This window comes from Mesorhizobium sp. C399B (assembly GCF_030323185.1).
Taxonomy (GTDB): Bacteria; Pseudomonadota; Alphaproteobacteria; order Rhizobiales; family Rhizobiaceae; genus Mesorhizobium.
In genome coordinates this window covers 5694562-5720765 of record NZ_CP100472.1, presented here as the reverse complement: position 1 = coordinate 5720765, position 26204 = coordinate 5694562, and the positions used below count along the sequence as shown (strand labels likewise).

The window sequence follows — 26204 nt, the reverse complement described above, 5'->3', positions numbered from 1 at the left end:
CAAACAATGAAAACCCTTCTCATCGCCTCGATGATCGCGTTCGCCGGAACGGCGGCTTTGATCGCACCGGCGCAAGCCGCCAGTCTGACTATCCAGTCCGATGACGACGATCAATATTCGTCCGACGATGGCGATATACAGATTCTTCGCCATCACCAGCGCCACAAAGACTATAGCGACGACTATGGCGACGACTACAGCGACAACCAGGACGGCCAATGGCGGCGCCACCATCGCCATCACCGCTGCCATATCGAACTGGTCAGGCACTGGCGCCATCACCACAGGGTCGTCGAAGAGGTCAGGGTCTGCGGCTGATCCGATCGCTTTAGACCTGCTACGGCCGAGTTTGGCGACCGGAGCACCAATCTGACCTAAAGCGCGTCTCATTTGAACGGACTCACGCGACGCGCTTGAGGTCTTGTTTGATGCATGTTTGATGCATGCGGTTCTCTCAAAACCGGGGCCACTTGAGCGACATGCATCAGGCGCCCGTGTCATCGAACAGCATCCCTTCGGCGGGTTTGGCTGAAAATCGACGCAGGGATAATCCCCTCGCTTCCACCTCTATCGCCGGTCTAAAAGCGCGTCGCGCTGAAACGTATCCAGGCGACGCGCTTTGATTTTTGTTTTGATGCATGTCGTTCTCTCAAAACCGGGACCACTTTTGAGCGACATGCATTAGACTCCGGGCAAGGGGAGATTCTGGATGCTTGGTCTCGAGGCATGGCTTTCGCTGATTGGCCCTGCCTACTTCGCTTACATCCGCATCACGGTTCCGTTCGTCGTCGTCTGGGCCATTATCTGTGCAGCCCTGTGGATCTGGAACAACCGGCCGAGCAAGAGGCAAGGCCGTCCCCGGTCGTGGCCCGCCAGCGTGCTGTTCTTTGTCGTCGTCGTCGCGTGCTACGTGGCAGCGCATACGGTGGTCTATCTGCTGGTCCGGTATCTGGCGGCGTTGTGGCTATAGGGCACCCTCCCGGACACTCCGGTGACTGCTCTACGAAGGTAAGCTCGCCGGGCGAGAACCCCAATCATCACTCCCGGCGAGCCTACAACCCGATCAGGAACGCGACCAGGACCGGGGTCAGCCGGCAAGTTCCCAGGTGCAAGACGGATGCCAGATAATGTTTCCCGAAATGGGACAGCGGCCCTCATGCGGCGGTGGGCACGGAGAGATCGAGTGTATTCATTCGAACACGCTGTCGTCGCTGTAGAGGAAATCCTGCGGAAACGCATGTTCGCAGCTCGCGCTCTGGTCGGGCTGCCGTACCTGATTACGGCTGCCAAGGATCGATGACAGGCACGCCGGCCGCATGGAATGGCGCCGTGTCACGCGAGGCGAGATGAAAGCCGTTTGCGGAGGCGATTGCCGCGATGTAGCCGTCGGGCACAGGAAACCCCTTGCCGGCTGCCCTCGCCTTCACTGCAAGTCGGGCATAGTGCCGGGCCGCCTCGGTATCGAAAGGCAGGATGCGCCGCTCAAACACGGCGCACACACCGGCGAAGGTTTCAGCGAGCGCAGCCTTGCGACGACCCGCCGGCATGGCCTCGATGCCGAACAGCACTTCGGCGAGCGTCACACTGGAGAGGTAAAGCGTTTCCTCGGCCTGGTTATCAAGCCAGGCCAACACAGCTTGATGCGGTTCGGGCTTCATGGCCTCCGAAACGACATTGGTATCGAGGAGGATCATTCGAACCCCAGCGGTTCGGCCGGCGCCTTGTCGCGAGCCTGCTCCAGAACCTCCACGTCTTCATTGGTCAGCCCGGCGCGTCGGGCAATGTCTGCCAGAACGGAGCCGAGTTTCACACGGCCGTCCGGCCGCACCGCGTTTTCCAGAATGTCGCGTATCTCGGCCTCGGTGCTGCGACCGTGCAAGGCCGCCCGTACACGCAGAGCTCGGTGGGTCGCTTCCGGAAGATTTCGGACGGTCACTGCAGGCATTGATATCGCTCCGATGTCATTGATTGAAAGTATCATATTGTTTCAGGTGATGTCACCATGCATGTTTTGAAAACGTCGCACGGGCGGGATCGACAATCGCCGTCCAGGGAATTGCAGCAGGATCTAAACCTCGAACTCGCCCTGCCCTTCGTCCATTGCGCTGACGGTTTCGGCGGCGAGCGCCCTGGTGATCGGCGTCTTGCGCTCGAGCGCGGTGCGGTCGAGGCGCTCGACCACGCGCATGGCGGTGGCCAGCGAGCGCTCGATGCGGCGCACCAGATATTGCACGACATGCGGCTCGACCTCGACCTGGCGGTCGGCGAAGAGTTTGGTGATGACACCGGCCAGAAGCAAATCGTCCGGCTCATGGATCTCGACGGTTGCCGCCGCCTTCAGCCGCGAGGCAAGATCGGGCAACGTCACCCTCCAGGCGGCGGGGAAGCGCCGCGCCGTCAACAGCAAGGTGGCCCCGGCGCCGCGCACTTCATTGATGAGATGGAACAGGCCCGCCTCGTCGATGGCTGTCTTGTCGACATCGTCGATCAGCGCGGGCCTGCCGCCAAGCCCGGTGATGGCATTGCCGATGCGCTGGGCATCGACCGCCACAGCGTTGGCCCGCGCCTGCCAGATCGAGCCCAGATGTGTCTTCCCGGAACCGGCCGGGCCGGCGAGCACGATCACCGGCGACGGCCAGTCCGGCCAGCGGTCGACAAGGGCTGCCGCCTCGCGGTTGGTGGCCGACACCACCAACTCGTCGCGCGAATAGCCGGTGCCATGCCCAAGGTCTAGCGGCAGCTGGCGCGGCGGTTCGGTCTTTTGATCCGCCACGTTCAGCCGCGCGGCGAGCGGTGGCCGCCGCCGCGATCGGCAGGCAGCGGCGGGACTGGCTCGGTGGAGTGTCCCTTGTAGAGCGGCGATTCGAGATAGCGGGCAATGGCGAAGCGCACCAGCACGGCAACCGCCGCCGAAGCAGGAACGGCGATCAAAAGGCCGACGAAGCCGAACAGGGCGCCGAAAGCGAACAGCGCAAACATCAGCCAGACCGGGTGCAGGCCGACGCTTTTTCCGACCAATCTGGGCTGCAGGATGTTGCCTTCGATGAACTGGCCGATGAAGAACACCACGGCGACAGCAACGATCATGGTCCAGTCCGGCCAGAACTGGACGAAGGCGACGCCGACGGCCAGGACCAGTCCGGTCAGCGAGCCGACATAAGGGATAAACGAGATCAGCCCGGCGAAGAGGCCGATGAGGATGGCGAAATTCAGCCCGGTCAGCGTCAGGCCGGTGGCATACATGCCGCCGAGCACCAGGCACAGCGTGCCCTGGCCGCGCACGAAGCCGGCGGTCGCGGTGTTGATGTCCCTGGAGATCGCCCTGACCGTCCCGACATAATCACGCGGCACCCAGCTGTCGACGACCGCCACCATGCGATCCCAGTCGAGCAGCATGTAGAAAGCGACAACCGGAGTGACCACGAACAGGCTGACCACCGACACCAGAGCAACGCCGGAACTCCAGATCGAGGTGAAGACGGTGCTCAGCAGGCCGAAACCGGAAGTGAGCAGCGAATTCAGCCCGTCGCGCAGGCCATTGGCATTGACGCCGAATTTCTGCTCCAGCCATTTCGGATCGAAGCTGGTGATCAGCGACTGCAGCCGGGTCAGATATTCCGGCAGCTTGCTGGCGAAATCGGCCATCTGCGTGGCCAGTACCGGAACCAGGATGACGAAGGCCAGCACCAAAAGGACGATGAAGGCAATCAGGATGACCACCGTCGCCATCAGCCGGGAGAGGCCGAGGCGTTGCAGCCGGTCGGCGACCGGGTCGAGAAAATAGGCCAGCACCATGCCGGCAACGAACGGCAACAGGATGCTGGAAAAAATGTAGAGGAACAGCGCCAGGAAGATTGCCGTGCCCAGCCAGAAGAAAATCTGGCGGCGAAACGCCAGGGACGCAGCCGCGTCTGCTAACGCGGCAGTCGCGGCATTCTTGTCAACTACCCGGGGTGGAGCCTTCGCCATAGCCGCTCATATGCCTCAGCCAAGCCACGAGATAGGCCGCGGCCGAAGCCACGGTCAAGACCCCGGACAGCAATATGAGCGCAGGCCTGAGCGGGTCGAGGCGGAGGCCAAGGGCAAGTTCGCCCAGCACACGGCGCCAGCACGATCTGGGCGGCGGTGTTGGCCTTCGACACATAGAGCGGCTTCATCTCGACCGGATGCGCCATGACCGGGGACAAAAGCACGGCGCAGATGATCAGCGCACGCGTGACACCATGGTCACCACCAGCCACAGCGGCAATTGCCCGATGAAGCCCATGACCACGAACACCGAGACCAGAAGCACCTTGTCGGCCATCGGATCGAGATAGGCGCCGAGTTCGAATGCTGGTTGAAGCGGCGGGCGATGAAGCCGTCGACGCCATCGGAAATTCCGGCAACGAGAAATCCGGCAAAGGCCCAGTCCCAGCGCATGTTCAGCATCGCCAGCACCAGCACGAAGCGCAGGATGGTGATGAGGTTGGGAATGGTCAAAGGCATGTCCCGCCATGCTTGTTCTGCAGATCGATGGTGGAGATGGATTGTGGCTGCAAGGGCCAGCGGTGAAGGGGCGACTGTCCACGTATTTATCTTGGGCAAAAGCCCGGTATCCTGTCGTCATCCTTGCCCCCCGAAACCATTCATGCGAAGAGCCGCCGAGGGAAACAGGGATGCGCCGACGATGAGCAAGGGCGACCGGGCCAAGCGCAAGAACGGGCTCACCTATGCCGAGGCGGGCGTCGACATCGATGCCGGCAACCTCATGGTCGAGAAGATCAAGCCGCTGGTGCGCGCGACGCGCCGGCCGGGCGCCGATGGCGAGATCGGCGGTTTTGGCGGCCTGTTCGACCTCAAGGCGGCGGGTTTCACGGATCCGGTGCTGGTTGCCGCCAATGACGGCGTCGGCACCAAGCTGAAGATCGCCATCGATGCCGGCAAGCACGACACGATCGGCATCGACCTCGTCGCCATGTGCGTCAACGACATCGTCGTGCAGGGCGCCGAGCCACTGTTCTTCCTCGACTATTTCGCCACCGGCAAGCTCGACCCCGACCAGGGGGCGGCAATCGTCGGCGGCATAGCAATCGGCTGCCGACAGGCCGGCTGCGCGCTGATCGGCGGCGAGACGGCCGAAATGCCCGGCATGTATCACGACAAGGATTACGACCTGGCCGGTTTCGCCGTCGGTGCTGCCGAACGCGGCCAGTTGCTGCCGACCGACGATATCGTCGAAGGCGACGTGCTGCTTGGCCTGGCTTCCTCGGGCCTGCATTCGAATGGCTTTTCGCTGGTGCGCCGCATCGTTGGCGTCAGCGGTCTTGCCTGGGGCGATCCGGCGCCGTTCAACGATGAGGCGACGCTGGCAGAGGCGCTGCTCGAGCCGACCCGCATCTATGTGAAGTCGGTCCTCAAAGCGATCCGTGGCACGCACGGCATCAAGGCGCTGGCCCACATCACCGGCGGCGGTTTCCCCGAAAACATCCCGCGCGTCCTGCCAAAGGACTTTTCCGCAGAGCTCGATCTCAATGCCATCGATGTGCCGCAGGTGTTTTCCTGGCTGGCGAAGACTGGCGGCGTGGCGCCGGAGGAGATGATGCGCACCTTCAACTGCGGTATCGGCATGATCCTCGTCGTCGCCTCCGGCCAGGCCGCACAGGTCGCAGCCGTGCTGCAGGAGGCCGGCGAGACGGTGACGCCGATCGGCCGCATCGTGCCGCGCCGCGACGCCGGCGTTATCTATCGGGGCTCGATCGGCCTATGAGCAGGAAACGCACGGTTGTTTTGATCTCGGGACGCGGCTCGAACATGACGGCGCTAATCGCGGCGGCGAGCGACCCGGCCTATCCCGCCGAGATCGTTGGCGTCATTTCCGACCGGGCCAACGCCGCCGGCCTCGGCATCGCGGCCGCGCGCGGTATCCCGACCAAGGTCATCGTGCGCGCCGACCATGCCAGCAAGGAAGCCCATGATGCGGCGATCGACGCCGCGCTGATTGCGTTCAATGCCGAGATCGTGGCGCTGGCCGGCTATCTGCGCATTCTCTCCCGCGGCCTGGTCGAGAAGTGGCAAGGGCGCATGCTCAACATCCACCCTGCCCTGCTGCCGGCCTTCAAAGGGCTCGATACGCATGCGCGCGCCCTGCGCGCCGGCATTCGCATTCATGGCTGCACGGTGCATTTCGTCACATCAGAGATGGATGACGGCCCGATCATCGCGCAGGCAGCGGTGCCGGTGATGGTCGGCGACAACGAAGACACGCTGGCCGCCAGAGTGCTGAAGGCCGAGCACCGGCTTTATGCGCTGGCACTCGGGCTGGTCGCCGACGGCAAGGCGCACATGGAAGGCGGCCGCACCGTGCTGGCGCATTTCGCCGACGATGCCGAAAACGGAACTTCCGTGGTGATGGCGCCCGACCCGCTGCGCGAAGAACGCGATCTCGAACATCTGGCGCGGATCACGCCGTAGGCCGACATGGCGACACCGAGACAATTGCTCCTGCTGCGCCACGCCAAGTCGAGCTGGGACGACCCGGCGGTTGCTGATTTCGACCGGCCGCTCGGGCCGCGCGGGCTGAAGACGGCGCCGCTGATGGGGCGCGAACTGGCCCGGCGCAGTTGGCTGCCTGACCTGGCGCTGGTGTCGCCGGCGCTGCGTACGCGCGAGACATGGCGGCTGGTCTCGGCGGAACTGTCGGCGAGCGTAACGGTGGAGTTCGCCGAGGCGCTTTTCGAAGCCACGGCTGGCGACATTCTGGCCGAGCTGCAGCAGGCAGTCGCATCGGCTAGCTGTCTCCTGGTGCTCGGCCATAATCCCGGCCTGGAGGACTTTGCCCGCCGGCTCGCCGGTCCGCGATCGGGTGTGGCTGCTCTCAGGAAACTTGAAGAGAAATTCCCGACCGGCGCCCTTGCCCGCTTTGTCATCGACGGCGACTGGGCGGATCTCGGCTTCGGCGCGGCCCGGTTGACGCATTGCATCAAGCCGAAGGATCTAAGCTAGACCAAGCTGCCTAACGGGCTAGCCGCAGGTGACAGCCGCAAACCGTGTTTTGAAAAGACCACGGTCAAACAAGGAGATAGGACCAATTGCTGGCGGATTGATTCAAGATCTTTGCGGCCCCGAGTCGATTGCATAAAAACAAGAGCGGTGGGCCGGGCCCACCGCTCTTTGTGGTCGTAGATTTCTCAGAAAATCAACGACCCCAGATGCCCTGGCCGGATTCCGGCTGGTTCGAGTCGCCCTTGATCGTGAAATCGCCGAGGCTGGCCGGCTTGCGGATCGAGGCGGTATAATTGTGATCGATGTTGCCGGCGGGCGCTGTTACAGCAGGCTGGTTGACGCTGTCGGAGCCGTAGTGGTCGCTGCCTGCGAAAGCGGTGCCGGTGGCAAGGAGGATGGCAGCAGCGGTAAGTGCGATCTTGGTCATTTCAGGTAATCCAGATTTTTCAGTTCTGTCCGTCAAGTGGCGTGCCTTGGGAGGAATTCGCGTCGCTCGGACCACCCCGAAATGGGTGTGCGTTGCTGCCATTGCCAATCACAAAAATGTGCGAACCGAACCGTTCGGTTCGGTCTAGGAAGGCGCGAAATGGCGTAGTTGTTGCTATATTCTATTCTCTATACGGCTCCGACCTCGCAACGCCCCTCGTTGCGTTACGCTTGCATCTCAAAAGGTCGTGAAGCCCAGTACGTCGCGCATGTCGTATTCGCGGGGCGGCCGGACGGCGACCCAGCGTGCTGCCGCAATGGCGCCGCGCGCGAACATCGAGCGGTCGGCGGCCGAATGGGAAAGCGTGAGCGTCTCGCCCTCGGCCAGCAAGCTCACGCTGTGCTCGCCGACGATGCTGCCGCCGCGCAGCACGGCAAAGCCGATCTCGCCGGCAGGGCGTGGACCTGTAACGCCGTCGCGGATGCGTTTCGCCACATCGTCCAGCCTGACGCCATGTCCGCGAGCGGCCGCCTCGCCCAGCATCAGCGCCGTGCCCGACGGTGCGTCGACCTTCATGCGGTGATGCGCTTCCAGGATTTCGATGTCGGTGTCGGGACCAAGTGCTCGCGCCGCCTGCTCGACCAGCCCGGTCAGCATGCTGAGCCCGAGCGAGTAGCTGCCGGAGCGAACGATGGCGACGGACTTCGAAGCAGTAGCGATGGCGGCGAGATCGGCCGGCTCGAAGCCGGTCGAGCCGATGACCAGCGCCGGGCCGCCGCGGGCCGCGCAAGCTTGTGCAAGATCGACGGAGGCCGCAGGCGTGGTGAAATCGATGACGACATCCGCAAGCGCCAGTGCTTCGTCGCGCTCGACCAGCCCCTCACCGATGCTGCCCGGCCTGTGAAAGCGGGCGACGAGCGCCAGCCTGGGATCGGTCTCGACGGCCAGCGCCATCTCCCTGCCCATGCGGCCGAGCGCACCGGCTATGGCTATTTTCAATGGATGCGGCATGGCGGCTTTCACTGGAAATGCGAGTCGCAACAATGATCTACCATGCCGCCCTGCCAGATTGATTCAGCCGGCGCCATGCGTCTTGAGCATCATGCCGGCGATCTCCTTGACCAGCTTGGCGGCAACCAGCGCGGTGAGATTGGAGACGTCCTGGCTTGCATTGTATTCGACGACATCGGCGCCGACGATGGGCTGGTCGATCCGCTGGATCAGGTTGATCACTTGCCGGGTTGTAAGACCACCGGGTTCGCGGTGCGACACGCCGGGCGCACAAGCCGGGTCGAGGCCGTCGAGATCGACCGAGAGATAGACCGGCGTCTTGAGATCGAGCTGCAGATCCTCGCTGAAATGCCGCGCCTCGATCATTTCGACGCCGAAGCGCTTGAGCTGGTCACGAAGCTCATCATTGAGGGTGCGCGAGCCGATCTGGATCAGCCGGTCGGCCAGCCCCTCCTCCAGGATGTGCGCGAAGGACGAGGTGTGGGACCGCCTGTTGCCCTGATAGGCATCGTAGATGTCGGGATGGGCGTCGATCTGGACGATCGTTAGCCTGGCATGGCGGCGGCGCACGGCACGCAGCACCGGCCAGGCGATGGCATGATCGCCACCGAGGCTGATCAACGGGTGGCCGGCATCCAGCGCGCGGCCGACCTCGGCCTCGATCCGCTCCCATGGACCGCCGGCGCCTGAAAAGTCGATGTCGCCGTGGTCGACGAAACTGTCCGCCACATCGAAGCCGGTTTCGCTCCACGAGCTGTGCGCGTCGCTTTTGAGTTCCCGCCGGATCAGGGCCGGCGCTGCGGCCGCGCCTTTGAGATAGGACGAGTTCTCGTCATGCGGTATTCCCAGAAGCGAAACCCTGGTCATCGGCGTGCGATCTCCGGCAACAGGCAATCTCCCTAAACCCGGCAGCTGGCTGGCGATAGCAGTGCCGCTTGGGCCAGTTGCGAAGGCGATCAGGCGTCATTTCCCGATCGCGCCGCCCAGTCTTTGCCTGACGATCGCGATATGGAAATCCGTGCCATGCAACAGCCCGTCATCGTTGAAGTCGTAGCTGGAATTGTGCAGCGGCGGCGAGGTCTCGCCATTGCCGAGAAAGACGAAGCAGCCCGGTACGTGATCGAGGAAGCGGGCGAAATCCTCCGAGGCGGTCATCGGCTCCGCCGCGATGCTGGCGGCGCCATAGGCCAGCACGCGCCTTGCGGCGACAAAGGCCGCGTCCACCAGGTCGGCATCGTTCTGCAGCGGCACGAATTCCCTGCTATAGGTCACGTCGGCGGCGACATTGTAGGCAGCGGCGGTGCCTGCCGCGATGACCCGCATCTGGCGCTCGATCTCGGCGCTGACCTCGGGACGAAAACTGCGGGCGTCACCGAGGATGCGGGCGAGGCCGGGCAATGCGTTGCGGGTGCCGTCGGTGATCAGCTCGGTCACCGAAACCACCGAAATGTCGGCGGGACTCAGCCGGCGCGAGACGATGGTCTGCAGATTGGTGACCAGCGCGCAGGCGGCGACCAAGGTCTCGTTCCCGGAATGTGGCCGCGCCGCATGGCCGCCGATGCCCTTGAGCACGATCTCGAAATTGTCCTCCGCCGACATGAACGGGCCGGCACGGGTCTCGAAATGCCCGACGGGCAGGCCAGGCATGTTGTGCAGGCCAAAAATCTCGTCGAAGGGAAAGCGCTGCAGCAGCCCGTCGTCCAGCATCGCCAGCGCGCCCCTGCCCCATTCCTCGGCGGGCTGGAAGATGAAGCGCACGGTGCCGTCGAAACCGCCCTCGGCGGCCAGCAGCTTTGCCGCGCCGAGCAGCATGGTGGTGTGGCCGTCATGGCCGCAGGCATGCATGATGCCGGGGTTCTGCGAGCGATGGGCGGTCGCGGACTGCTCGGTGATGCGCAGCGCATCCATGTCGGCCCTGAGCGCAATCGCCCGGTTGCCGCTGCCGCGCTTCAATGTGCCGACGATGCCGGTGCCGCCGACCCCCTCTGCAACATCGTCCAGCCCGAATTCGCGCAGCTTCGCGGCGACAAAGGCAGCGGTGCGCTTTTCCTCAAAGCCGAACTCGGGGTGCGCGTGCAAATCGCGCCGCCAGCCGGTCATTTCCTGCTTCAGCACATCACGATCGAGCTCAGCCATTTTCTCCCCGACCTATTTTGCAAGCTCACTGGCGACATCAAGCAGGATGTTGGCGCCGGCGACAAGCTCGGCATCTTCAGTGTGTTCGCGCGGATTGTGGCTGATGCCACCGGCGCTCGGCACGAAGATCATTGCCGCCGGCGCGAGGCGGGCCATCATCTGCGCGTCATGGCCGGCGCCCGATGTCATGCGCCTGACGCCGAGACCGCGGTTCTTCGCGGCCGCCTCGATCAGTTCGACGATGCCGATGTCGAATAGCACCGGTTCGAAGCGGGCGAGCCGCTCGACCGAGATCGATACGTTCTCCGAAACCTCAAGCTCCTCGAGATAGGCAGCAAGGGCCGCCTCATGCGCCTGCAGGCGCTGTTCGTCGGGATCGCGCAGGTCGATGGTGAAGACGGCGCGCGCGGGAATGACGTTGATGGCGTTGGGTTCGAAGCGCATCGTGCCGACCGTGGCCACGGTTGGCCCATTTGAAGCCCTGGCCCGATCGTGCAGGAAGGTGATGATGCGGGCGGCGGCGTGGCCGGCGTCGCTGCGCATCGACATCGGCGTGGTGCCGGCATGGTTGGCGGCGCCGTCGATGGTGATGCGCTGCCAGGAAATGCCTTGCAAATTCTCGACCGCGCCGATCGGCACGCCTTCGCGCTCCAGCACCGGCCCCTGCTCGATATGAAGTTCGAGATAGGCATGCGGCTTGAGGAAGCCGGGTTCGCGGTCGCCGGCATAGCCGATGCGGGCGAGCTCCTGGCCGAGCACGCTGCCATCCGTGCCGATGGCGGCCAGCACGGCCTCCGCGCTGACGCCACCGGCATGGCATAGCGAGCCCATCATGTCAGGCGTGTAGCGCACACCTTCCTCATTGGTGAAAGCGGCGACCGCGACCGGGCGTGACGGCGAAAAGCCCGAAGCCTGCAGCGTCTCGATCACCTCCAGCCCGGCCAGCACGCCGTAGCAGCCATCATAGATGCCGGCATCGATGACGGTGTCGATATGCGAACCGATGAGCAGTGGCGCCTGCCCGGCATTGTCGGGGCATTGCCAGATGCCGAAAATATTGCCGACCCGGTCGATGGCGACTTCCAGCCTGGCCTGCCTGAGCCAGCCGACAAAGAGGTCACGGCCCTGTTTGTCTGTGTCGGATGCGGCGAGCCGGATCAGCCTATCCTCACTGTCACGGCCAACGGCGCCGAGTTCCCGGATGCGGCCAAGCAGACGCTGTGCATCGATCCCGATCATGGCTATGCCTCGGCCTTCAGCTTGCCGGCCAGCACATCGGCGGGGCTCTGCCCGACCAGCTCGGTATAGCGATGCGGGTCTGTGGCGCCTTCGGTGTTGATCAGCAGCACGCGGGATTTGTCGTCGAGCCCGAGCGCGGCCTTGTGGTCGGCCACCGCCCGGATCAGCCCGGCCAGACCGACGCCGCCGCTTTCGCCCGAGACGATCGCCGGATCGCCGGCACGCGGCCGGGCAAGAAGCCGCATCACTGCAACGGCCTCGTCCTCGTCCACCGTCATGAAGGCGTCGGCAACCCGGGCCAGCACGCGCCAGGCAACTTGCGAGGCCTCGTAGCATTCGAGCATCGCCATCACCGTCGGCTGATCGTGTGCGACCTTGACCACGTGGCCCGCCCGGGCGGCTGCGACAACGCAGGCGGCGCGGGCCGGCTCGACGACGATGAAGGTCGGCCTGGCGTCACCGAGCACGATGGCGAGATGGCCGGCCAGGGCGGCGGCAATACCGCCGACACCGGCCTGCACGAAGACATGGGTCGGCGGCTGCGGCAACTGGCCCAACGCTTCGCGCACGATCGCCGTATAGCCCTGCATGACCAGACCGGGGATGCGCTCGTAGCCCGGCCAGGAGGTGTCGGACACCACGGTCCAGCCTTGCTCCGCTGAAACCTCGGCGGCCTGCCTGACCGAGTCGTCATAATTGCCGTCGACGCGGATCATCTCGGCGCCATAGCGGGCTATTGCTGCATTGCGCGCCTCGCTGACGCCGGCGTGAACGAAGATTGCCGCTTTCGCGCCAACCAACTGTGCACCTTGCGCGACCGAGCGGCCATGATTGCCGTCGGTGGCGCAGGCAACCGTCATGCCGGCAGCGACCGCCCGGACGTCGAACCGGTTGAGATCGGCTACGTCAACGGGCCGACCAAGCGATCGGCTCGCCTCCTCCAGCACCAGTCGAAAAACGGCATAGGCGCCGCCGAGCGCCTTGAAGCTGCCGAGACCGAGGCGAAAGCCTTCATCCTTGATGAGGACGGCGCCGAGGCCGAGTTCGCAGGCCAGCACCGGCAATGCATGCAACGGAGTTGCGAGGTGATTGTCGCGATGGGCAAGAAAGCGCTCGACCGTATCGGCACCGGCATTTCCCAGCGTTTCGGCATCGACCGGATCGAGCGGCCGGCGGTGCAAGGCATTGCTGTTGAGCAGGAACACGGGTGGCCTCCTTTGGTGTGACGAAATCATATTGCAGCTGAGGCGCAAATAGCGCTGTTATTGGCGCTTCGAAATGCAAGTTTGTTTCGCCGGGATAGCGCTTTGCCTCGATCGCCTTCGCTCGACAGTTTCGACCTCGCCATTCTTGCCATCCTGCAGCTAGATAACACCACGCCGCAGCGGCTGATCGGCGAAGCCGTCAACCTGTCGGCGCCGGCGGTGCAGCGGCGCATCAAGCGCATGGAACAGTCCGGCGTCATTGCGGGCAATGTCGCCGTGGTCGACCCGGCGGCGGTCGGCCATCCCATCACCATCTTCGTCGAAGTGGAACTGGAGAGCGAACGCTCGGACCTGATCGACGCGGCCAAGCGGCAATTCTCGGCAGAGCCCGAAGTGCAGCAATGCTACTACGTCACCGGCGAGGCCGACTTCATCCTAGTCATCACCGCGGCCGACATGGGGGCCTATGAGGCCCTGACGCGCAGACTGTTCTTCGACAGCAAGAATGTCCGAAAATTCCGCACCTTCGTTGCCATGGACCGTGTCAAGGTGGGGCTGACGGTGCCTCTGCCGGGATAGCCAGTCACTTTTACGCAATTCCGGACGGAAAACCGCTCACACTTTTCCTGGAATTGCTTCAGCCAGCCGGCCGCAGCCAGACCTTGTTGTCGTGGAAGGCCGCACCGCCATAGGGCGCTGGTGCGTCGGCGCCGGTGAGCACATTGATGCCTTCGCCACGCTCATGGGCGCTGTTTGGCCAGATGCCCTCGGCGATCACCACGCCGCGCTTGAGGCCTTCGAACAGCTTTGCGTGCAGCACCACCTCGCCGCGCCGGTTGCCGAGCTCGATACGGTCGCCGTCGCCCAAGCCAAGCGCGGCAGCGTCGTCCGGATGCAACAACAATTCCGGCCGGCCTTCCTTGGCCTTCGACACCGGCGTTTCCGAGAAGGTCGAATTGAGGAAGTTGCGCGCCGGTGATGTCGTCAGCCGGAACGGATGCTCCGCATCCGCGACCTCGATCAGGTCGACATGGTCGGGGAATTCGGGGAGTTCCGCCACCGGCCCGAACAGGCCCATGCTTTTCGGCGGCCGGTTGGGCGCCGCCTGCCCGCTCCAGTTGGCGCGGAAGTGAAATTTCTTGTCGGCATGGCCGAAACCATCGATAAAATGCGCCGCCTCGAAATCCGGCTGCAGGTCGACCCATTTGTCTTCCTTGAGGCTGGCGAAGGAGCCCAGCCCGCGCTTGCCGAGGATGATGTCGATATGCTGCTGCTCGGTCAGGCCAAAGCCCGGCCGGTCGGCGACGCCGAGACGCTGCGCCAATTGCTCGATGACGAAATGGTTGGTGCGCGGCCCTTCCGGCGGTTCGATCAGCTTGGGACCGAGCGTGATGTGCTGGTTGCCACCGCCCTTGTAGACGTCGTCATGCTCGAGAAACATCGTTGCCGGCAAAACGACATCGGCAAGCTTTGCCGTGTCGGTCATGAACTGTTCGTGCACGCAGGTGAACAGGTCATCACGCAGAAAACCATGTTTCACCAGCCGCTGCTCGGGTGCGACATTCACCGGGTTGGTGTTCTGGATCAGCATCGCCGTCACCGGCGGGCCACCGTAAAGCGCGTCCGCTGCGCCGGTCAGCACCGGACCGATGCGCGACTGGTCGAGATGGCGAATATTGGGATCGCGCATCGCGGTGCCTTCCAGCACATCCTGGTTGAGCTTGAAGATGCCGGAATTGGAATGGAAGGCACCGCCACCCTCATATTGCCAGGCGCCGGTGACGGCGGCGATGCAGGACGCCGCGTGCATGTTGACCGAACCATTGCGCTGACGCCCAAAGCCATAGCCGAGGCGGAAATAGGTTTTCCTCGTCGTGCCGACGAGGCGGGCGAAAGCCTCGATCTCGGTGACGGCAAGACCGGTGATGGCGGAAGCCCATTCCGGCGTGCGCGTCTCCAGATGCGCTTCCAGCCCCTTCGGATCGTCGGTGTATCTTTCGAGATAGGCGCGGTCGGCCATGCCTTCCCTGAACAGCACATGCATGACCGCGCAGGCCAGCGCGCCATCGGTGCCGGGCTTCAGCACAAGGCCTATATCGGCCTGCTTCATCGTCGCGTTCTCGTAGACATCGATGACGACGATCCTGGCGCCACGCTCCTTCCGCGCCTTGATGGCGTGGGTCATGACATTGACCTGCGTGACCACGGCATTGGTGCCCCAGATCACCACGCAGTCGGACTTCGCCATCTCGCGCGGATCGGGACCGCGCAAGGCGCCCGCTCCCATCATCCAGCCGGTCCAGGCCAGATTGGTGCAGATCGAGCCGAAGAACCCGGAGTATTTTTTCGCATGGCGCAGCCGGTCGATGCCGTCGCGCTGCACCAGCCCCATCGTGCCGGCATAGAAATAAGGCCAGACGGTCTCGGAGCCGTATTTTTCCTCGGCCGCGATGAAGTTCTCGGCGACGACGTCGAGTGCCGCTTCCCAGCTGGATTCCTTCCAGACGCCGTCGCCCTTGGCGCCGGCGCGCATCAGCGGCTTCAGCAGTCGGTCCGGATGATGGACACGATCGGCATAGCGCGCGACCTTGGCGCAGACGACGCCAGCCGTATACGTATTGGACTTGGCGCCATGGACACGGCCGATGCGGTTGCCATCGAGCAGCTCGACCTCGAGCGCGCAGGTCGAAGGGCAATCATGCGGACAGGCGGAGTGGCCGATTCTGAGCTTGGCGTGCTGGTTCATGCGGCGTTTTTAGCGGGTTTCGCAGGCGGCGTGTAGGGCCAGATCTTACCCTCCCCTTGATGGGGAGGGTCGGCGCGCAGCGCCGGGGTGGGGTGCGGCGCAGACCCCCGCCCCGCTCGGCTTTGCGGATCGACCCTCCCCACAAGGGGGAGGGTAAATCACTCCGCCGTGCCTTCCTCGTACTCGGCCGACATGGTCAGCCACTTTTCCTCGTGACCGGCAAGCTGCTGTGCCAGTTGCGAGCGCTCCTTGGCCAGCCGGGTCGCCGTCGATGGATCCTTCTCGTATACCGCCGGATTGGCGAGTTCATCCTCGATCAGGTCGATGCGCTTGCGGATGCGGTCCATCAGCGCTTCGGTGGCGCGGATTTCCTTGGCCAGCGGCTCGAAGGCGGCGCGGCGCGCCGCGGCATCGCGGCGGCGATCGGCCTTGGATGCCTTCTCGGCCTCGCGCTTGCCGCGTCGATCGCCGGACACGCCGGTGACGAGCGTCTTGTAGTCCTCAAGGTCGCCGTCATACGGGTTGACCGCACCATCCTTGACCAGCCACAGCCGGTCGGCGGTCGCTTCCAGCAGATGGCGGTCATGCGAGATCAGGATGACGGCGCCGGGAAACTCGTTCAGCGCATGGATCAAGGACTCGCGGCTGTCGATGTCGAGATGGTTGGTGGGTTCGTCGAGGATGAAGAGGTTCGGGCCTTCGAAGGCCGACAGGCCCATGAGCAGGCGCGCCTTCTCGCCGCCCGACAGATCCTTGGCGGCGGTGTTCATCTTCTCGGTGGTGAGGCCGAACTGGGCGACGCGGCCGCGCACCTTGGATTCCGGCGCTTCCGGCATCAGCCGGCGGACATGCTCGTAGGCGTTTTCCTCCGGCCTGAGATCGTCGAGCTGATGCTGCGCGAAGATCGCCACCTTCAGGCCCGGCGCCACCGTCATGGTGCCGGTTTCCTGCTTCAGCCTGCCCGAGAGAAGCTTGGCGAAGGTCGACTTGCCGTTGCCGTTGGCGCCGAGCAGCGCGATGCGATCGTCGGCATCGATGCGCAACGTCATCTTCTTGAGGATCGGCTGGCCCTCGGTGTAGCCGACATTGACGTTGTTCAGCGCCACGATCGGCGACGCCACCGTTTTCACCGGCTCCGGGAAAGAGAACGGCCGCACCGTGTCGTTCACGAGCGCTGCGATCGGCTTCATCTTCTCCAGCGCCTTGATGCGCGACTGCGCCTGTCTCGCCTTCGAAGCCTTGGCTCGAAAACGCTCGACGAAGGATTCCATGTGCTTGCGGGCGGCTTCCTGCTTGACACGGCCCTTCTCCTGCAACTCCTTCTGCTCGGTGTACTGGCGCTCGAACTGGTCGTAGCCGCCGCGCCAGAAGGTCAGCTTCTTCTGGTCGAGATGAACGATGGAATTGACGGCGCGGTTGAGCAGGTCGCGATCGTGCGAGATCAGAAGCACCGTGTGCGGATATTTCGACACGTAGTTTTCCAACCAAAGCGTTCCTTCGAGATCGAGATAGTTGGTCGGCTCGTCGAGCAGCAGAAGGTCGGGCTCGGCAAACAGCACCGCGGCGAGCGCCACACGCATGCGCCAGCCGCCGGAGAAGGACGAGGCCGGGCGGCGCTGCGCGGCGTCGTCGAAGCCAAGGCCAGCGAGGATGGTGGCCGCGCGAGATTCCGCCGAATGCGCATCGATATCCGCCAGCCGCATATGGATGTCGGCAATGCGGTGCGCGTCGGTGGCGGTCTTTTCCTCCTCGAGCAATGCGGTGCGCTCGAGGTCGGCCTTGAGCACGATTTCGATCAGCGGCTCCTCGGTGCCGGGCGCTTCCTGCGCCACCTGGCCGATGCGGGTGTTCTTGGGCAGGCTTATCGAGCCGGTCTCGGAGGGAAAGTCGCCGGTGACGGCCTTGAACAGCGTCGTCTTGCCGGTGCCGTTGCGGCCGACGAGGCCGGCCTTTGTGCCGGCCGGCAAGGTCAGCGAGGCATGATCGAGAAGCAAGCGTCCGGCCATGCGGAGCGAAAGATCGTTGATGATAAGCATGCCGGGGCTTTTGCACGGGAGGGCGGCGCTTCGCAAGGGCCTGGGCGCCGGCGGGGGCATAAGGCATGAAAACGGCGCGCCTTAAGCGCGCCGTCCATTGCAAACAGCAGACTGACTTTTCAGAGGCTGCCTGGTTCAGGCTTTGGGTTTGCGCTTCGTCACCTTGGCCGCGGCGGCCGGAACGGCCGGCTTGCGGCCGAGGCCCGAAGACTTGGCCAGTGCCGAACGGGTCGCGGAGTAGTTCGGCGCCACCATCGGATAGTCCGACGGCAAGCCCCATTTGCCACGATATTCCTCCGGGCTGAGACCATGGTCGGTCATCAAGTGGCGCTTCAGCGACTTGAATTTCTTGCCGTCCTCAAGACAGACGATGTGGTCGGGAAACACCGACCGCTTCGGATTGACAGCGGGGTTCAGCGCGGGGCTTTCCACGGCGGCAATGCTGCCCAGCTTGCGCACCGATGCGCTGACGCTGGCGATCAGATCCGGCAGGCCAGACGCAGGGAGAGGATTGTTGCCGACATAGGCCGAGACGATGTCAGCAGTCAGTTCAATAGCGGTCTTGCTGTCGATGGTGTGCAATTCTGTTTCTCCCGCCGGTCATGAAGTTGCCGGCTTTTTTTAAGACTTCTCTTGATGTATCGACCTAGCTGCACCCCCCAACGGGTCGCTAAAGTCTCAATAAACGATCAAGAATCGGAACAGGAGGATGTTTCCACAACAGGTTGCAACGTTGCAAATTAGAAAATCTAATACTTGGAAACGGCCGACTTCGCGCCAGCAGATTTCAACTGCACGGACGCCGCAGGTTTAGAGTCGGCCAGTATGTCCAGAATGCGCTTCCAGCGGGCGCACCGGCCGAAATCTTTTTGCTCTATCGCCTTTTCGGCCTTCATGGCGGCGTAGAGCGGCGCCTCGGCGCCGAACTCCTTGAGCAGCCAGAATGCTTCCTGTCTGGCGAGGCGTTCATCGTCGTCAAGCATGTTCAGCCTCCGAGCGTTCTATGCCCACCGCAATACAGCTGCCGATGACGAGGACCGCACCGGCTATCGCGGTAAGCGTCAGCCTTTCGCCCGAAAGTGTCAGCAGCAGCGTCGATGCGATCGGCGTCAGATAGGCGATGACCGCAACCTTGCCGCCGCCTTCAAGCTTCAAGGCGCGCGACCAGAAATAATATCCCAGCCCCATCGGACCGGCGCCGAGATAGAGGCCAAGCAGGAGGTGCTCGCTGGATGGCCAGGCTGCGCCGTCGTGAATACACCACAGCAAGGTCAGGCCGACGCCGACCAATGCCGAAGGCAAAAGCAAACGCTCCGACGGTGTGGCCAGGCGGGCGACCGCAATCGAATAGAAGGCCATGCACAGCGCCGAGCCGAAGGCAGCGAGATAGCCGACGATGCTGCCCTGGAGAAAAGGCTGGCCGCGGCCACCCGAGATCACCAGCGCCACGCCGACAAAGCCGAGCACGGCAGTCAAACCCAGCAGCACGGGGCGTTGCCGCTTGCCCAGCACGATGACCGCCGCCGCGACCATCAGCGGCCAGGTGTAGGCGACGAGATTGGCCTCGATCACCGGCATGGAGGCAAAGGCGATGTATTGCAGCACCATGGTGCCGACCAGGCCAATAAAGCCGACCGCGACCGGCGCCAGGGTGCCGTCAGCACCCTTGGCAAAGGCTGCGTCTTGCGTGTCCCCCTTCCGGCTCGCCAGATGGAGGACGGCGAACACCAGAGCCGCTCCACAAAATTGCAGCAACTGCACGAGCGATACTGGATGGCTGGCCAGCAGGGATTTGCCGACCAGCGCGTTGGTCGACCACAGGGCGACCGCGCCGGCGGCGAAGACCAGGGCCGACGGCGAGCCCGATCCACCCCGGAATCGCCGAGACGGTGCCTTGTCCTTATCGCCGACCATGATGTTACCGACGGCCAAACAGGCGTCCACTTCTATGCTCTGGCTACCATGATTCCCTTGATCCGCCCGGGACCGGCGCATCGGTCGCCGCCGCAACCGGACGCTCTTCCTCGAAGCGGCGATAGGCCGGCAGCTGGTTCGTCCAGACGTCTTCGGCCAGTTCGTTGACCCATTCGCGATCGTGATCATTGTCGGCTGCGAGATAGAACATGCGATTGTCGTCGACGTAGGGCTTGGCCACAGAGCGCTGGTTGAGGACCAGCGTGACGCGTGAGCCGAGCTGGATCGGCGCGGTGCGGTGCAGCACACCGAGAAACTGACCGAGTGTGGCGTAGTTCATCTTGTGGTCGATGCGCATGACCTGGTTGCGCGGAATCTCGCGGCCGGATTCAAGGATGGCGCGGCCGGTCTCGGAATCGTCGCAGTAGATTTCGAGATGGCCGCCGACCAGCGGATTGCTGATCGACAGCGGAATGAGTTCGGTGACCGGGACACCGTCGCAATGCCAATCGACGGCGCCGTCCTTGGGATTCATGAAAGTGACGGTCGAGCCGACGATCGACAGCGGATAGGGCTCGAGCTTGGTGCCCATCATGTCGGACAGACGTTCCAGGCGCAGCTTGTCATGCAGCAGTTCCTTGATCTCCGGGATGAAACGGTCGGCGCCGGTGATGAAGGTCAGATCGAGGTGCTTGTGCACGGCGTGGCTGGCCTTGAGCTTCAACGCCGCCTCTTCGATCGCCGCCAGCAGCGCCGGGTCGTAGCCATGCAGATACTGCGCAACGCCGAAACCCGACACTTTCCAGGCCGTCTCATGACCGATAATGGCTTCTCGGCTCATCGCGTAGCGCAGTTCAGGTATGGTATGGGCGTTCATTCTACTTCTCCAGGATGGGGGCATCACTTGGTAAACTGTCGATTAATTTCCCCACCCCTGTAAAATTAGGAATGCTGGTGCTAGTGTAAGCCCAGCTTAAGGTCGAAACGCGTGCGTCTGCTCAGTCAGGTCAACCTCAATTCGCTGAAGATTGTCGAAAGTGCCGCCCGGCACCGTAACTTCACGCGCGCCGGCGAAGAGCAGTTTATTACTGCTTCCGCCGTCAGCCAGCGCGTCAAAAGCCTCGAGGAACAGCTGCGCTTCAAGATCTTCCAGCGCGGCGGCAATGCGGTGTCGCTGACGCCCGAGGGCGAGACCTATGTGTCGCGCGTTCGCGAGGCGCTGGAGCGCATCGTGGCGGCCAGCATGGAGGCGACCGGACAGTCGCAGGCACATGTGCTGAAGATTTCGGTGCTGCCGACGTTCGCGGCGCGCTGGCTGTTTGCCCGCCTGCCGCTGTTCCAGCGGCAATATCCCGAAATCGAAATGCGGGTTTCGACCTCCTACGCCGCCAATGAGTTCGCCACCTCCGAGTTCGACCTCGAGATCCGCTATGGCGACGGCAGCTTTCCCGACCTCAAAGCGGACCTGCTGTTCAAGGAGGATTTGACGCCGGTGTGCAGCAGGAAGCTGTTCCACGAAGTTCTCGGCGACAGGCCGCCGTCAAAGGTGACGCCGGACGACCTCAGGCATTTCACGCTGCTGCATTCCGACACCTGCACGCAGAACTGGCAGTCGTGGCTGGGTTTTGCCGGCGCGAGTTCCGTGCTCGGCGAGACCAAGAGCATCTATTTCGATTCCTGCATGATGTCCTATGAGGCGGCCAATGCCGGAATGGGCTTTGCAGTCGCCAACCGCGCCTATATGGCGAGCGAGATCCGCGCAGAGAGACTGGTGGCGCCGTTTGCCGTGCATCACCCCAACACCGCCGGCTGGTATTTCGTCTGCCCGGTCACCGCGCCCTACACGCGCAAGGTGGAACTGTTCAAGCAGTGGATAATGGCCGAGGCGGCGCTGACGCAGTGCCAGCTGGACGCCGGGATTGCCGGCGGCCCGGTGCTGCGCAAGGCCATTGCCTGAGGTCGGATTCTTTCCGCGGCCTTGCGGGATTTGCGGCCGTTTCTGCTGGTTTTGCGCAGACGGCACGAGCAGAACCGGCACGAAAACTGCCACCTCATGACGCAGGCGAGAGACTCAGCTATCTTCGGTTGTTGCGGCGGACCTGATATCCGCCTGGCCGGCGCTATCAGCTCACCTCCCAAGCGGCGCCGGCCTTCTTCTCCCGAAGGCTACCTCAGCCTTATCGTCCCGCTAAAACGATCATTGCGCCGGCTGATCGCCGCTGGCCGCCGGCTTTGGCGCCGAATCCGTCTGCGGGGTTTGGTCGAGCACCGGGGCTTTGGTTGGCTGGATGTCACCGTCGCAGGCGGCGAGCGCCAAGCTGGCGGCCAACAGAATCAGAAGCCTCTTCATGGCGACCTCCTAGGTCTGCCCTCTCCTTCATAAGGCAACGAGGTGGTTCGGCTTTGGTTGCACGCTCGCAAACGACGCCGCGTCGGCTGGAACCAAACGGCGGCTCTGAGGTTGGTTGCCCAAAGGAGATCGCGCCATGATCCGTCTGCTCATTACCGGCCTTTTCGCTTACGCGACCTATCGCATCGCCAAGGAGATCATCAAGGACGTGCCCGACAATTTCGATCCGTTGCCGGTGCCTGGCGACGAACGCGCCACATTGCGGCGCCAGTCGGCGGCGACGGGTGTCGCGCCACGGCGATAGGGGCGACTTCGGCCCGTTGCGAACAAAGCGGAAACGATGCTTGATAGGCGATGACCATCGCCATCAATGATTCGTCCTTGCAGCCCGCCTATCTGGCGAAGCTCAACGCCGAGCAGCGGCTCGCCGTCGAACATGGCGACGGCCAGATCGCCGGGCCGCTGCTGGTGATCGCCGGCGCCGGCTCCGGCAAGACCAACACGCTCGCCCACCGGGTCGCGCATCTAATCGTCAAGGGCGCTGATCCCAGACGCATTCTGCTTATGACATTCTCGCGCCGCGCCGCCACCGAAATGGCCAGGCGGGTCGAACGCATCGCCGGCGAGGTGCTGGGCCGAGACGCGTCCGTCATCGCCGACGCGCTGGCCTGGGCCGGTACGTTTCACGGCATCGGCGCCAGGCTGCTGCGCGACTATGCGCTGACGATCGGCCTCGACCCGGCCTTTACCATTCACGACCGCGAGGATTCCGCCGACCTGATGAATCTTGCCCGGCATGAACTTGGATTCTCGAAGACCGAAAGCCGTTTTCCGACCAAGGGCACCTGCCTGGCGATCTATTCGCGCGCCGTCAACGCGCAGGCGCCGCTTGGCGAGGTGCTGGGTTCGGCCTTTCCGTGGTGTGCCGGCTGGGCCGAACAACTGAAGGCGCTGTTCGCCGGATATGTCGAGGCCAAGCAGGCGCAGAACGTGCTCGATTACGACGACCTCCTGCTCTACTGGGCGCAGATGGCCGCCGAGCCGGAGATCGCGGCGCATCTGGGCTCGCGCTTCGACCATGTGCTGGTCGACGAATACCAGGACACCAACCGGCTGCAGGCCTCGATCCTTTCGGCGCTGAAGCCGGACGGCGCCGGACTGACAGTGGTGGGCGACGACGCGCAGTCGATCTATTCGTTTCGCGCCGCGGAAGTGCGCAACATCCTCGATTTCCCGCAACAATTCGCGCGAGCCGCCGATGTCATTATGCTGGAGCGCAACTACCGCTCGACCGAGACTATTTTGGCGGCAGCCAATGCGGTCATCTCGGAGGCGTCGGAGCGCTTCACCAAGAACCTCTGGTCGGAGCGCAAATCCTCGCAAAGGCCGAAACTGGTCAGCGTGCGCGACGAGGCCGAGCAGGCGAACTATGTCTGCCAGGCCATCCTGGCCGAGCGCGAGGCCGGCACGGTGCTGAAATCGCAGGCGGTGCTGTTTCGCGCCTCGCACCACAGCGGCCCGCTGGAGATCGAACTGACGCGCCGCAACATCCCCTTCGTCAAGTTCGGCGGGCTCAAATTCCTCGACGCCGCCCATGTCAAGGACGTGCTTTCGGTGCTGCGTTTTGCCGAGAACCCGCGCGACCGCGTCGCCGGCTTCCGCGTGCTGCAGCTCCTGCCCGGCATCGGCCCTTCGGCGGCGAGCACCATCGTCGAGACCATGGCGACATCGCTCGACGAGGAAATGGGGCTGGCCCGCTACCGGCCGCCGCAACGCGCGGCTGAGGACTGGCCAGCCTTCGTTGCGCTTTATTCCGGCCTGCGCGCCCGGTCGGGGAAATGGCCGGCCGATCTCGAACAGGTCAGGCTGTGGTACGAGCCGCATCTTGAGCGCATCCACGAGGATGCGACGACGCGGCGAGCCGACCTCATGCAGCTCGAGCAGATCGGTTCCGGCTATGCTTCGCGCGAGCGCTTCCTGACCGAGCTGACGCTGGATCCACCGGATGCGACCAGCGACCAGGCCGGGCCGCCGCACCGCGACGAGGACTATCTGATCCTGTCGACCATTCATTCGGCCAAGGGCCAGGAATGGAAGAACGTCTTCGTGCTCAACACCGTCGATGGCTGCATCCCGGCCGATCTCGGCGTCGGCACCAAGGAAGACATCGAGGAGGAGCGCCGGCTGCTTTACGTCGCGATGACGCGGGCCAAGGACGGCCTGCATCTGGTGACGCCGCAGCGCTTCTTCACTCACGGCCAGGCAGCGCGCGGCGACCGCCACGTCTATGCCTCGCGAACCCGTTTCATCCCGGCCTCGATCCTCGGCGCCTTCGAGCAGACCTCTTGGGCGAGCGTCCACGCAAAGGACGATCCGCGCCACAGACCTGAAGTCCGCGTCGACCTCGGCGCCCGCATGCGCGGCATGTGGAAATAGAAGCCGCCGCAACCGCGGATGCCGGCCGGGGAGCGACCTCAAGAAGCAAATCGGCCTGTCATGGCATCTCTCAGGGAACCTCGGGCCGCCAGCCGCGTTTTCTGGCGTCCAACCCGCGATCGGAGGGCGGCGGCCGCCGCCCTTCCGCCCATCCAGAGAGGCCAGAATGCACGACGCGATGTTCTTCACCCCGGTTGCCGTTAGCGTTGGCGCCGGCCACAAACGCATGCTCGCCTCGCTGTTCGAGATGCATGATTTCCTGACCGAATTTCCGCCGTCACGCCGGCGCCTGAGCTATGGCGCGGCCGTGAGGGCTTGCGAGGCGGCGCGCGCCGGAGAAATCTCGACCGAGGCCGCACGCGATGCCCTGATCACCTTTGCAGTCACGGCAGGCATCCTCTGGCCCGCGGTCCAGCCGGCCGTCTCGGTCAAGCCGGTCGCACACGGTTATGGCGGCTACGCCGTCTGAGACGGCCGGGACCAGGCCTGCCCAGCAAAAAAGATCACTCGGACTTGCCGGCAGACGTCGGCGAGGCCTCTGCCAGCCTTGCCGGCGGGGCGGTCTGTTCGGTGTTGCCGACAAAGAGTTGATCGCCGACAAAGGGATAGGCAAGCTGCCGATGATAGAGCGAGGGAACCGGGTCATCGGTGTCGTATTCTGCGGCATCCTGTCGGGCATGAACAATGTGCCTCCCGGCATGTCGAGCAAAGGGCAGCTGCCCGGCGAAATTCTTGTCCCAGGCTTCGCGCTCATTGGCATGATGCCAGTGATGAAATCGCGGTGACGCCAGCAGCCATTTCAACGGTCCGACCCTGATACGCGTGTCGAATGGATGAACAGCGACTGCCACTGATAGACCAATGTGAAGATCAGTATGGGCGGGGGTCGAAAATCGAGCGCGAAGACCGGCAGGAACGACGCCGATTTGGTCAGGATCTGGTCGACAGGATGGACGCGGTGCGCTGCCAGCCAATCCATCCATCTCCTCGATGCTGTGGTGGATTGAATGGAAGCGCCACAGGAACGGGACGGCGTGAAAGGCGCGATGCGACAGGTAGAAGCCGGTATCGGCCAGCACCAGAACCTCCATCGCCTGCAGCCAGACCGGTTGCAACCGCACCGCCTGCGTAAGTCCGGCCGGAACAAGCTGGTGCAGCAGCAGCATGGCTGTGCCGATGACGATGATCAGGGCAATCTTGATGATGATGCCGTTGAACAAGAGGTAGACGACGTCGTTCGGCCAATGCCCGCGCGCCGACGAGTGCTCCGCATGCAGCGGCAACAGCCGCTCCAGCGGAATGAAGATAAGCGCGATGACCAGCACCGCCTTGAGGTTTATGAGATTGGACACCCTGCCCTCGGCCGAAGATCGGCTCGCCGGAGATTAGCGCCAATTGCTGACGGCGGCTGGCCACGGATTGCTTCCATTTGCCGGCACGGGCTGCATGTCTGGCCAAATCAGGTCCCAGGTTTGGCGAACCAGTCCATCCGACAGCGCAGACGCAGGCAGCGGCACTGCGGCGACTGGAGAGTTTGCCGCCATCGGCCCGGATCGCGCCGGCCTAATTGAACAGGTTTCGAGAAGGACGCGTGGCGCCTCGTCCCCCACTCCGCATTCCTACCTCTAGGAAAAACGATATTTTCCGCCAAACAAATTGAATTTCGCGGTTGTTCGTGTTCATTCGCCGAGGATCTACATTGCAAGACATTAACGACAAA

The 26204-nt window shown here is 63.6% G+C and carries 28 protein-coding genes and 1 pseudogene; 10 read left to right on the top strand and 19 right to left on the bottom strand.

What is annotated here, in order from left to right; translation table 11 throughout:
- Positions 1–6: 6 nt before the first annotated feature.
- Together NLY36_RS27190 and NLY36_RS27185 are read left to right on the top strand one after the other, a co-directional pair.
- Positions 7–318: a hypothetical protein gene (locus tag NLY36_RS27190; protein ID WP_023689055.1), complete on the top strand. Its 312-nt coding sequence runs from the start codon at positions 7–9 to the stop codon at positions 316–318.
- 391 nt (positions 319–709) lie between these two features.
- A complete protein-coding gene (locus tag NLY36_RS27185; RefSeq protein ID WP_023689056.1) occupies positions 710–970 on the top strand; it encodes a hypothetical protein in 261 nt (86 codons plus the stop codon).
- A 307-nt stretch (positions 971–1277) separates the two neighbouring features.
- Here NLY36_RS27185 and NLY36_RS27180 read toward each other — a convergent pair whose 3' ends face one another.
- The 5 genes and pseudogenes from NLY36_RS27180 to NLY36_RS27160 all read right to left on the bottom strand — a co-directional run bounded on the left by NLY36_RS27180 (position 1278) and on the right by NLY36_RS27160 (position 4482).
- Positions 1278–1694 (bottom strand): type II toxin-antitoxin system VapC family toxin, encoded by a 417-nt coding sequence (locus NLY36_RS27180; RefSeq protein WP_023695548.1) that lies wholly within the window; start codon positions 1692–1694, stop codon positions 1278–1280.
- A complete protein-coding gene (locus NLY36_RS27175; RefSeq protein ID WP_023670289.1) occupies positions 1691–1945 on the bottom strand; it encodes a FitA-like ribbon-helix-helix domain-containing protein in 255 nt (84 codons plus the stop codon). The genes NLY36_RS27180 and NLY36_RS27175 overlap by 4 nt, the downstream gene beginning before the upstream one ends.
- Before the next feature lie 123 nt (positions 1946–2068).
- Positions 2069–2773, bottom strand: coding sequence for a DnaA regulatory inactivator HdaA (gene hdaA / locus NLY36_RS27170; RefSeq protein ID WP_023689058.1), 705 nt, complete (start codon positions 2771–2773; stop codon positions 2069–2071).
- 2 nt (positions 2774–2775) lie between these two features.
- Complete coding sequence (locus NLY36_RS27165) at positions 2776–3969, bottom strand: AI-2E family transporter (protein ID WP_023695549.1); 1194 nt, start codon at positions 3967–3969, stop codon at positions 2776–2778.
- Positions 3941–4482: pseudogene (locus tag NLY36_RS27160) on the bottom strand (CDP-alcohol phosphatidyltransferase family protein). The gene NLY36_RS27165 and the pseudogene NLY36_RS27160 overlap by 29 nt, the downstream one beginning before the upstream one ends.
- A 187-nt stretch (positions 4483–4669) precedes the next feature.
- Between NLY36_RS27160 and purM the strand changes: the two are divergent.
- Genes purM through NLY36_RS27145 form a run of 3 tightly spaced genes read left to right on the top strand, consistent with a single transcriptional unit; the run spans position 4670 to position 6984 of the window.
- On the top strand, positions 4670–5749 hold the full coding sequence (gene purM / locus NLY36_RS27155) for a phosphoribosylformylglycinamidine cyclo-ligase (protein ID WP_023689059.1): 1080 nt from the start codon (positions 4670–4672) through the stop codon (positions 5747–5749).
- On the top strand, positions 5746–6453 hold the full coding sequence (purN, locus tag NLY36_RS27150) for a phosphoribosylglycinamide formyltransferase (RefSeq protein ID WP_023689060.1): 708 nt from the start codon (positions 5746–5748) through the stop codon (positions 6451–6453). The genes purM and purN overlap by 4 nt, the downstream gene beginning before the upstream one ends.
- A 6-nt stretch (positions 6454–6459) precedes the next feature.
- A complete protein-coding gene (locus NLY36_RS27145; protein ID WP_023695552.1) occupies positions 6460–6984 on the top strand; it encodes a SixA phosphatase family protein in 525 nt (174 codons plus the stop codon).
- Positions 6985–7177: 193 nt separating this feature from the next.
- Here NLY36_RS27145 and NLY36_RS27140 read toward each other — a convergent pair whose 3' ends face one another.
- The 6 genes from NLY36_RS27140 to NLY36_RS27115 all read right to left on the bottom strand — a co-directional run bounded on the left by NLY36_RS27140 (position 7178) and on the right by NLY36_RS27115 (position 13002).
- The gene (locus NLY36_RS27140; RefSeq protein WP_023689062.1) at positions 7178–7411 is read right to left on the bottom strand and encodes a DUF680 domain-containing protein; all 234 of its coding nucleotides are present in this window, start codon (positions 7409–7411) and stop codon (positions 7178–7180) included.
- 237 nt (positions 7412–7648) lie between these two features.
- Positions 7649–8422, bottom strand: a complete 774-nt coding sequence (gene dapB, locus NLY36_RS27135) for a 4-hydroxy-tetrahydrodipicolinate reductase (RefSeq protein ID WP_023695553.1) — start codon at positions 8420–8422, stop codon at positions 7649–7651.
- A 63-nt stretch (positions 8423–8485) separates the two neighbouring features.
- Positions 8486–9289 carry an agmatinase gene (speB, locus tag NLY36_RS27130; RefSeq protein ID WP_023695554.1) on the bottom strand — a complete coding sequence of 268 codons (804 nt, stop codon included), beginning with the start codon at positions 9287–9289 and terminating at the stop codon, positions 8486–8488.
- 96 nt (positions 9290–9385) lie between these two features.
- Positions 9386–10558, bottom strand: a complete 1173-nt coding sequence (locus NLY36_RS27125) for an amidohydrolase (RefSeq protein ID WP_023695555.1) — start codon at positions 10556–10558, stop codon at positions 9386–9388.
- Positions 10559–10570: 12 nt separating this feature from the next.
- Positions 10571–11797 (bottom strand): Zn-dependent hydrolase, encoded by a 1227-nt coding sequence (locus tag NLY36_RS27120; RefSeq protein ID WP_031201259.1) that lies wholly within the window; start codon positions 11795–11797, stop codon positions 10571–10573.
- A 2-nt stretch (positions 11798–11799) separates the two neighbouring features.
- Positions 11800–13002 (bottom strand): diaminopropionate ammonia-lyase, encoded by a 1203-nt coding sequence (locus tag NLY36_RS27115; RefSeq protein ID WP_023695557.1) that lies wholly within the window; start codon positions 13000–13002, stop codon positions 11800–11802.
- A 102-nt stretch (positions 13003–13104) separates the two neighbouring features.
- Here NLY36_RS27115 and NLY36_RS27110 point away from each other — a divergent pair, with 102 nt between their 5' ends.
- Positions 13105–13581 (top strand): Lrp/AsnC family transcriptional regulator, encoded by a 477-nt coding sequence (locus NLY36_RS27110; RefSeq protein WP_023695558.1) that lies wholly within the window; start codon positions 13105–13107, stop codon positions 13579–13581.
- A gap of 58 nt (positions 13582–13639) precedes the next feature.
- Here NLY36_RS27110 and NLY36_RS27105 read toward each other — a convergent pair whose 3' ends face one another.
- The 6 genes from NLY36_RS27105 to NLY36_RS27080 form a co-directional block, all read right to left on the bottom strand.
- Positions 13640–15748 (bottom strand): molybdopterin-containing oxidoreductase family protein, encoded by a 2109-nt coding sequence (locus NLY36_RS27105; protein WP_023735477.1) that lies wholly within the window; start codon positions 15746–15748, stop codon positions 13640–13642.
- Between the two features lie 158 nt (positions 15749–15906).
- Positions 15907–17784 carry an ABC-F family ATP-binding cassette domain-containing protein gene (locus NLY36_RS27100; RefSeq protein WP_023695560.1) on the bottom strand — a complete coding sequence of 626 codons (1878 nt, stop codon included), beginning with the start codon at positions 17782–17784 and terminating at the stop codon, positions 15907–15909.
- A 135-nt stretch (positions 17785–17919) separates the two neighbouring features.
- Positions 17920–18366 (bottom strand): Ros/MucR family transcriptional regulator, encoded by a 447-nt coding sequence (locus NLY36_RS27095; RefSeq protein WP_023670270.1) that lies wholly within the window; start codon positions 18364–18366, stop codon positions 17920–17922.
- A gap of 167 nt (positions 18367–18533) precedes the next feature.
- Positions 18534–18767: a hypothetical protein gene (locus NLY36_RS27090; protein WP_023684750.1), complete on the bottom strand. Its 234-nt coding sequence runs from the start codon at positions 18765–18767 to the stop codon at positions 18534–18536.
- Positions 18760–19698, bottom strand: a complete 939-nt coding sequence (locus NLY36_RS27085) for a DMT family transporter (RefSeq protein ID WP_023735478.1) — start codon at positions 19696–19698, stop codon at positions 18760–18762. Before NLY36_RS27085 ends, NLY36_RS27090 begins: the two co-directional genes overlap by 8 nt.
- 43 nt (positions 19699–19741) lie before the next feature.
- Positions 19742–20575 carry a hypothetical protein gene (locus tag NLY36_RS27080; RefSeq protein ID WP_023684748.1) on the bottom strand — a complete coding sequence of 278 codons (834 nt, stop codon included), beginning with the start codon at positions 20573–20575 and terminating at the stop codon, positions 19742–19744.
- Positions 20576–20686: 111 nt separating this feature from the next.
- On the opposite strand from NLY36_RS27080, the gene NLY36_RS27075 reads away from it, so the two are divergent.
- Positions 20687–21655 (top strand): LysR substrate-binding domain-containing protein, encoded by a 969-nt coding sequence (locus NLY36_RS27075; RefSeq protein ID WP_023735479.1) that lies wholly within the window; start codon positions 20687–20689, stop codon positions 21653–21655.
- 240 nt (positions 21656–21895) lie between these two features.
- On the opposite strand, the gene NLY36_RS27070 is transcribed toward NLY36_RS27075, so the two are convergent.
- Positions 21896–22048 (bottom strand): hypothetical protein, encoded by a 153-nt coding sequence (locus NLY36_RS27070; protein WP_023693936.1) that lies wholly within the window; start codon positions 22046–22048, stop codon positions 21896–21898.
- A 136-nt stretch (positions 22049–22184) separates the two neighbouring features.
- On the opposite strand from NLY36_RS27070, the gene NLY36_RS27065 reads away from it, so the two are divergent.
- From NLY36_RS27065 to NLY36_RS27055, 3 genes are all read left to right on the top strand, one after another.
- Positions 22185–22352, top strand: a complete 168-nt coding sequence (locus tag NLY36_RS27065; RefSeq protein ID WP_023670264.1) for a hypothetical protein — start codon at positions 22185–22187, stop codon at positions 22350–22352.
- Between the two features lie 50 nt (positions 22353–22402).
- Positions 22403–24484: an ATP-dependent helicase gene (locus tag NLY36_RS27060; RefSeq protein ID WP_023735480.1), complete on the top strand. Its 2082-nt coding sequence runs from the start codon at positions 22403–22405 to the stop codon at positions 24482–24484.
- A 166-nt stretch (positions 24485–24650) separates the two neighbouring features.
- The gene (locus tag NLY36_RS27055) at positions 24651–24953 is read left to right on the top strand and encodes a DUF982 domain-containing protein (RefSeq protein WP_023670262.1); all 303 of its coding nucleotides are present in this window, start codon (positions 24651–24653) and stop codon (positions 24951–24953) included.
- A 34-nt stretch (positions 24954–24987) separates the two neighbouring features.
- On the opposite strand, the gene NLY36_RS27050 is transcribed toward NLY36_RS27055, so the two are convergent.
- Positions 24988–25809, bottom strand: coding sequence for a sterol desaturase family protein (locus NLY36_RS27050; RefSeq protein WP_156933188.1), 822 nt, complete (start codon positions 25807–25809; stop codon positions 24988–24990).
- Between the last annotated feature and the right edge of the window lie 395 nt (positions 25810–26204).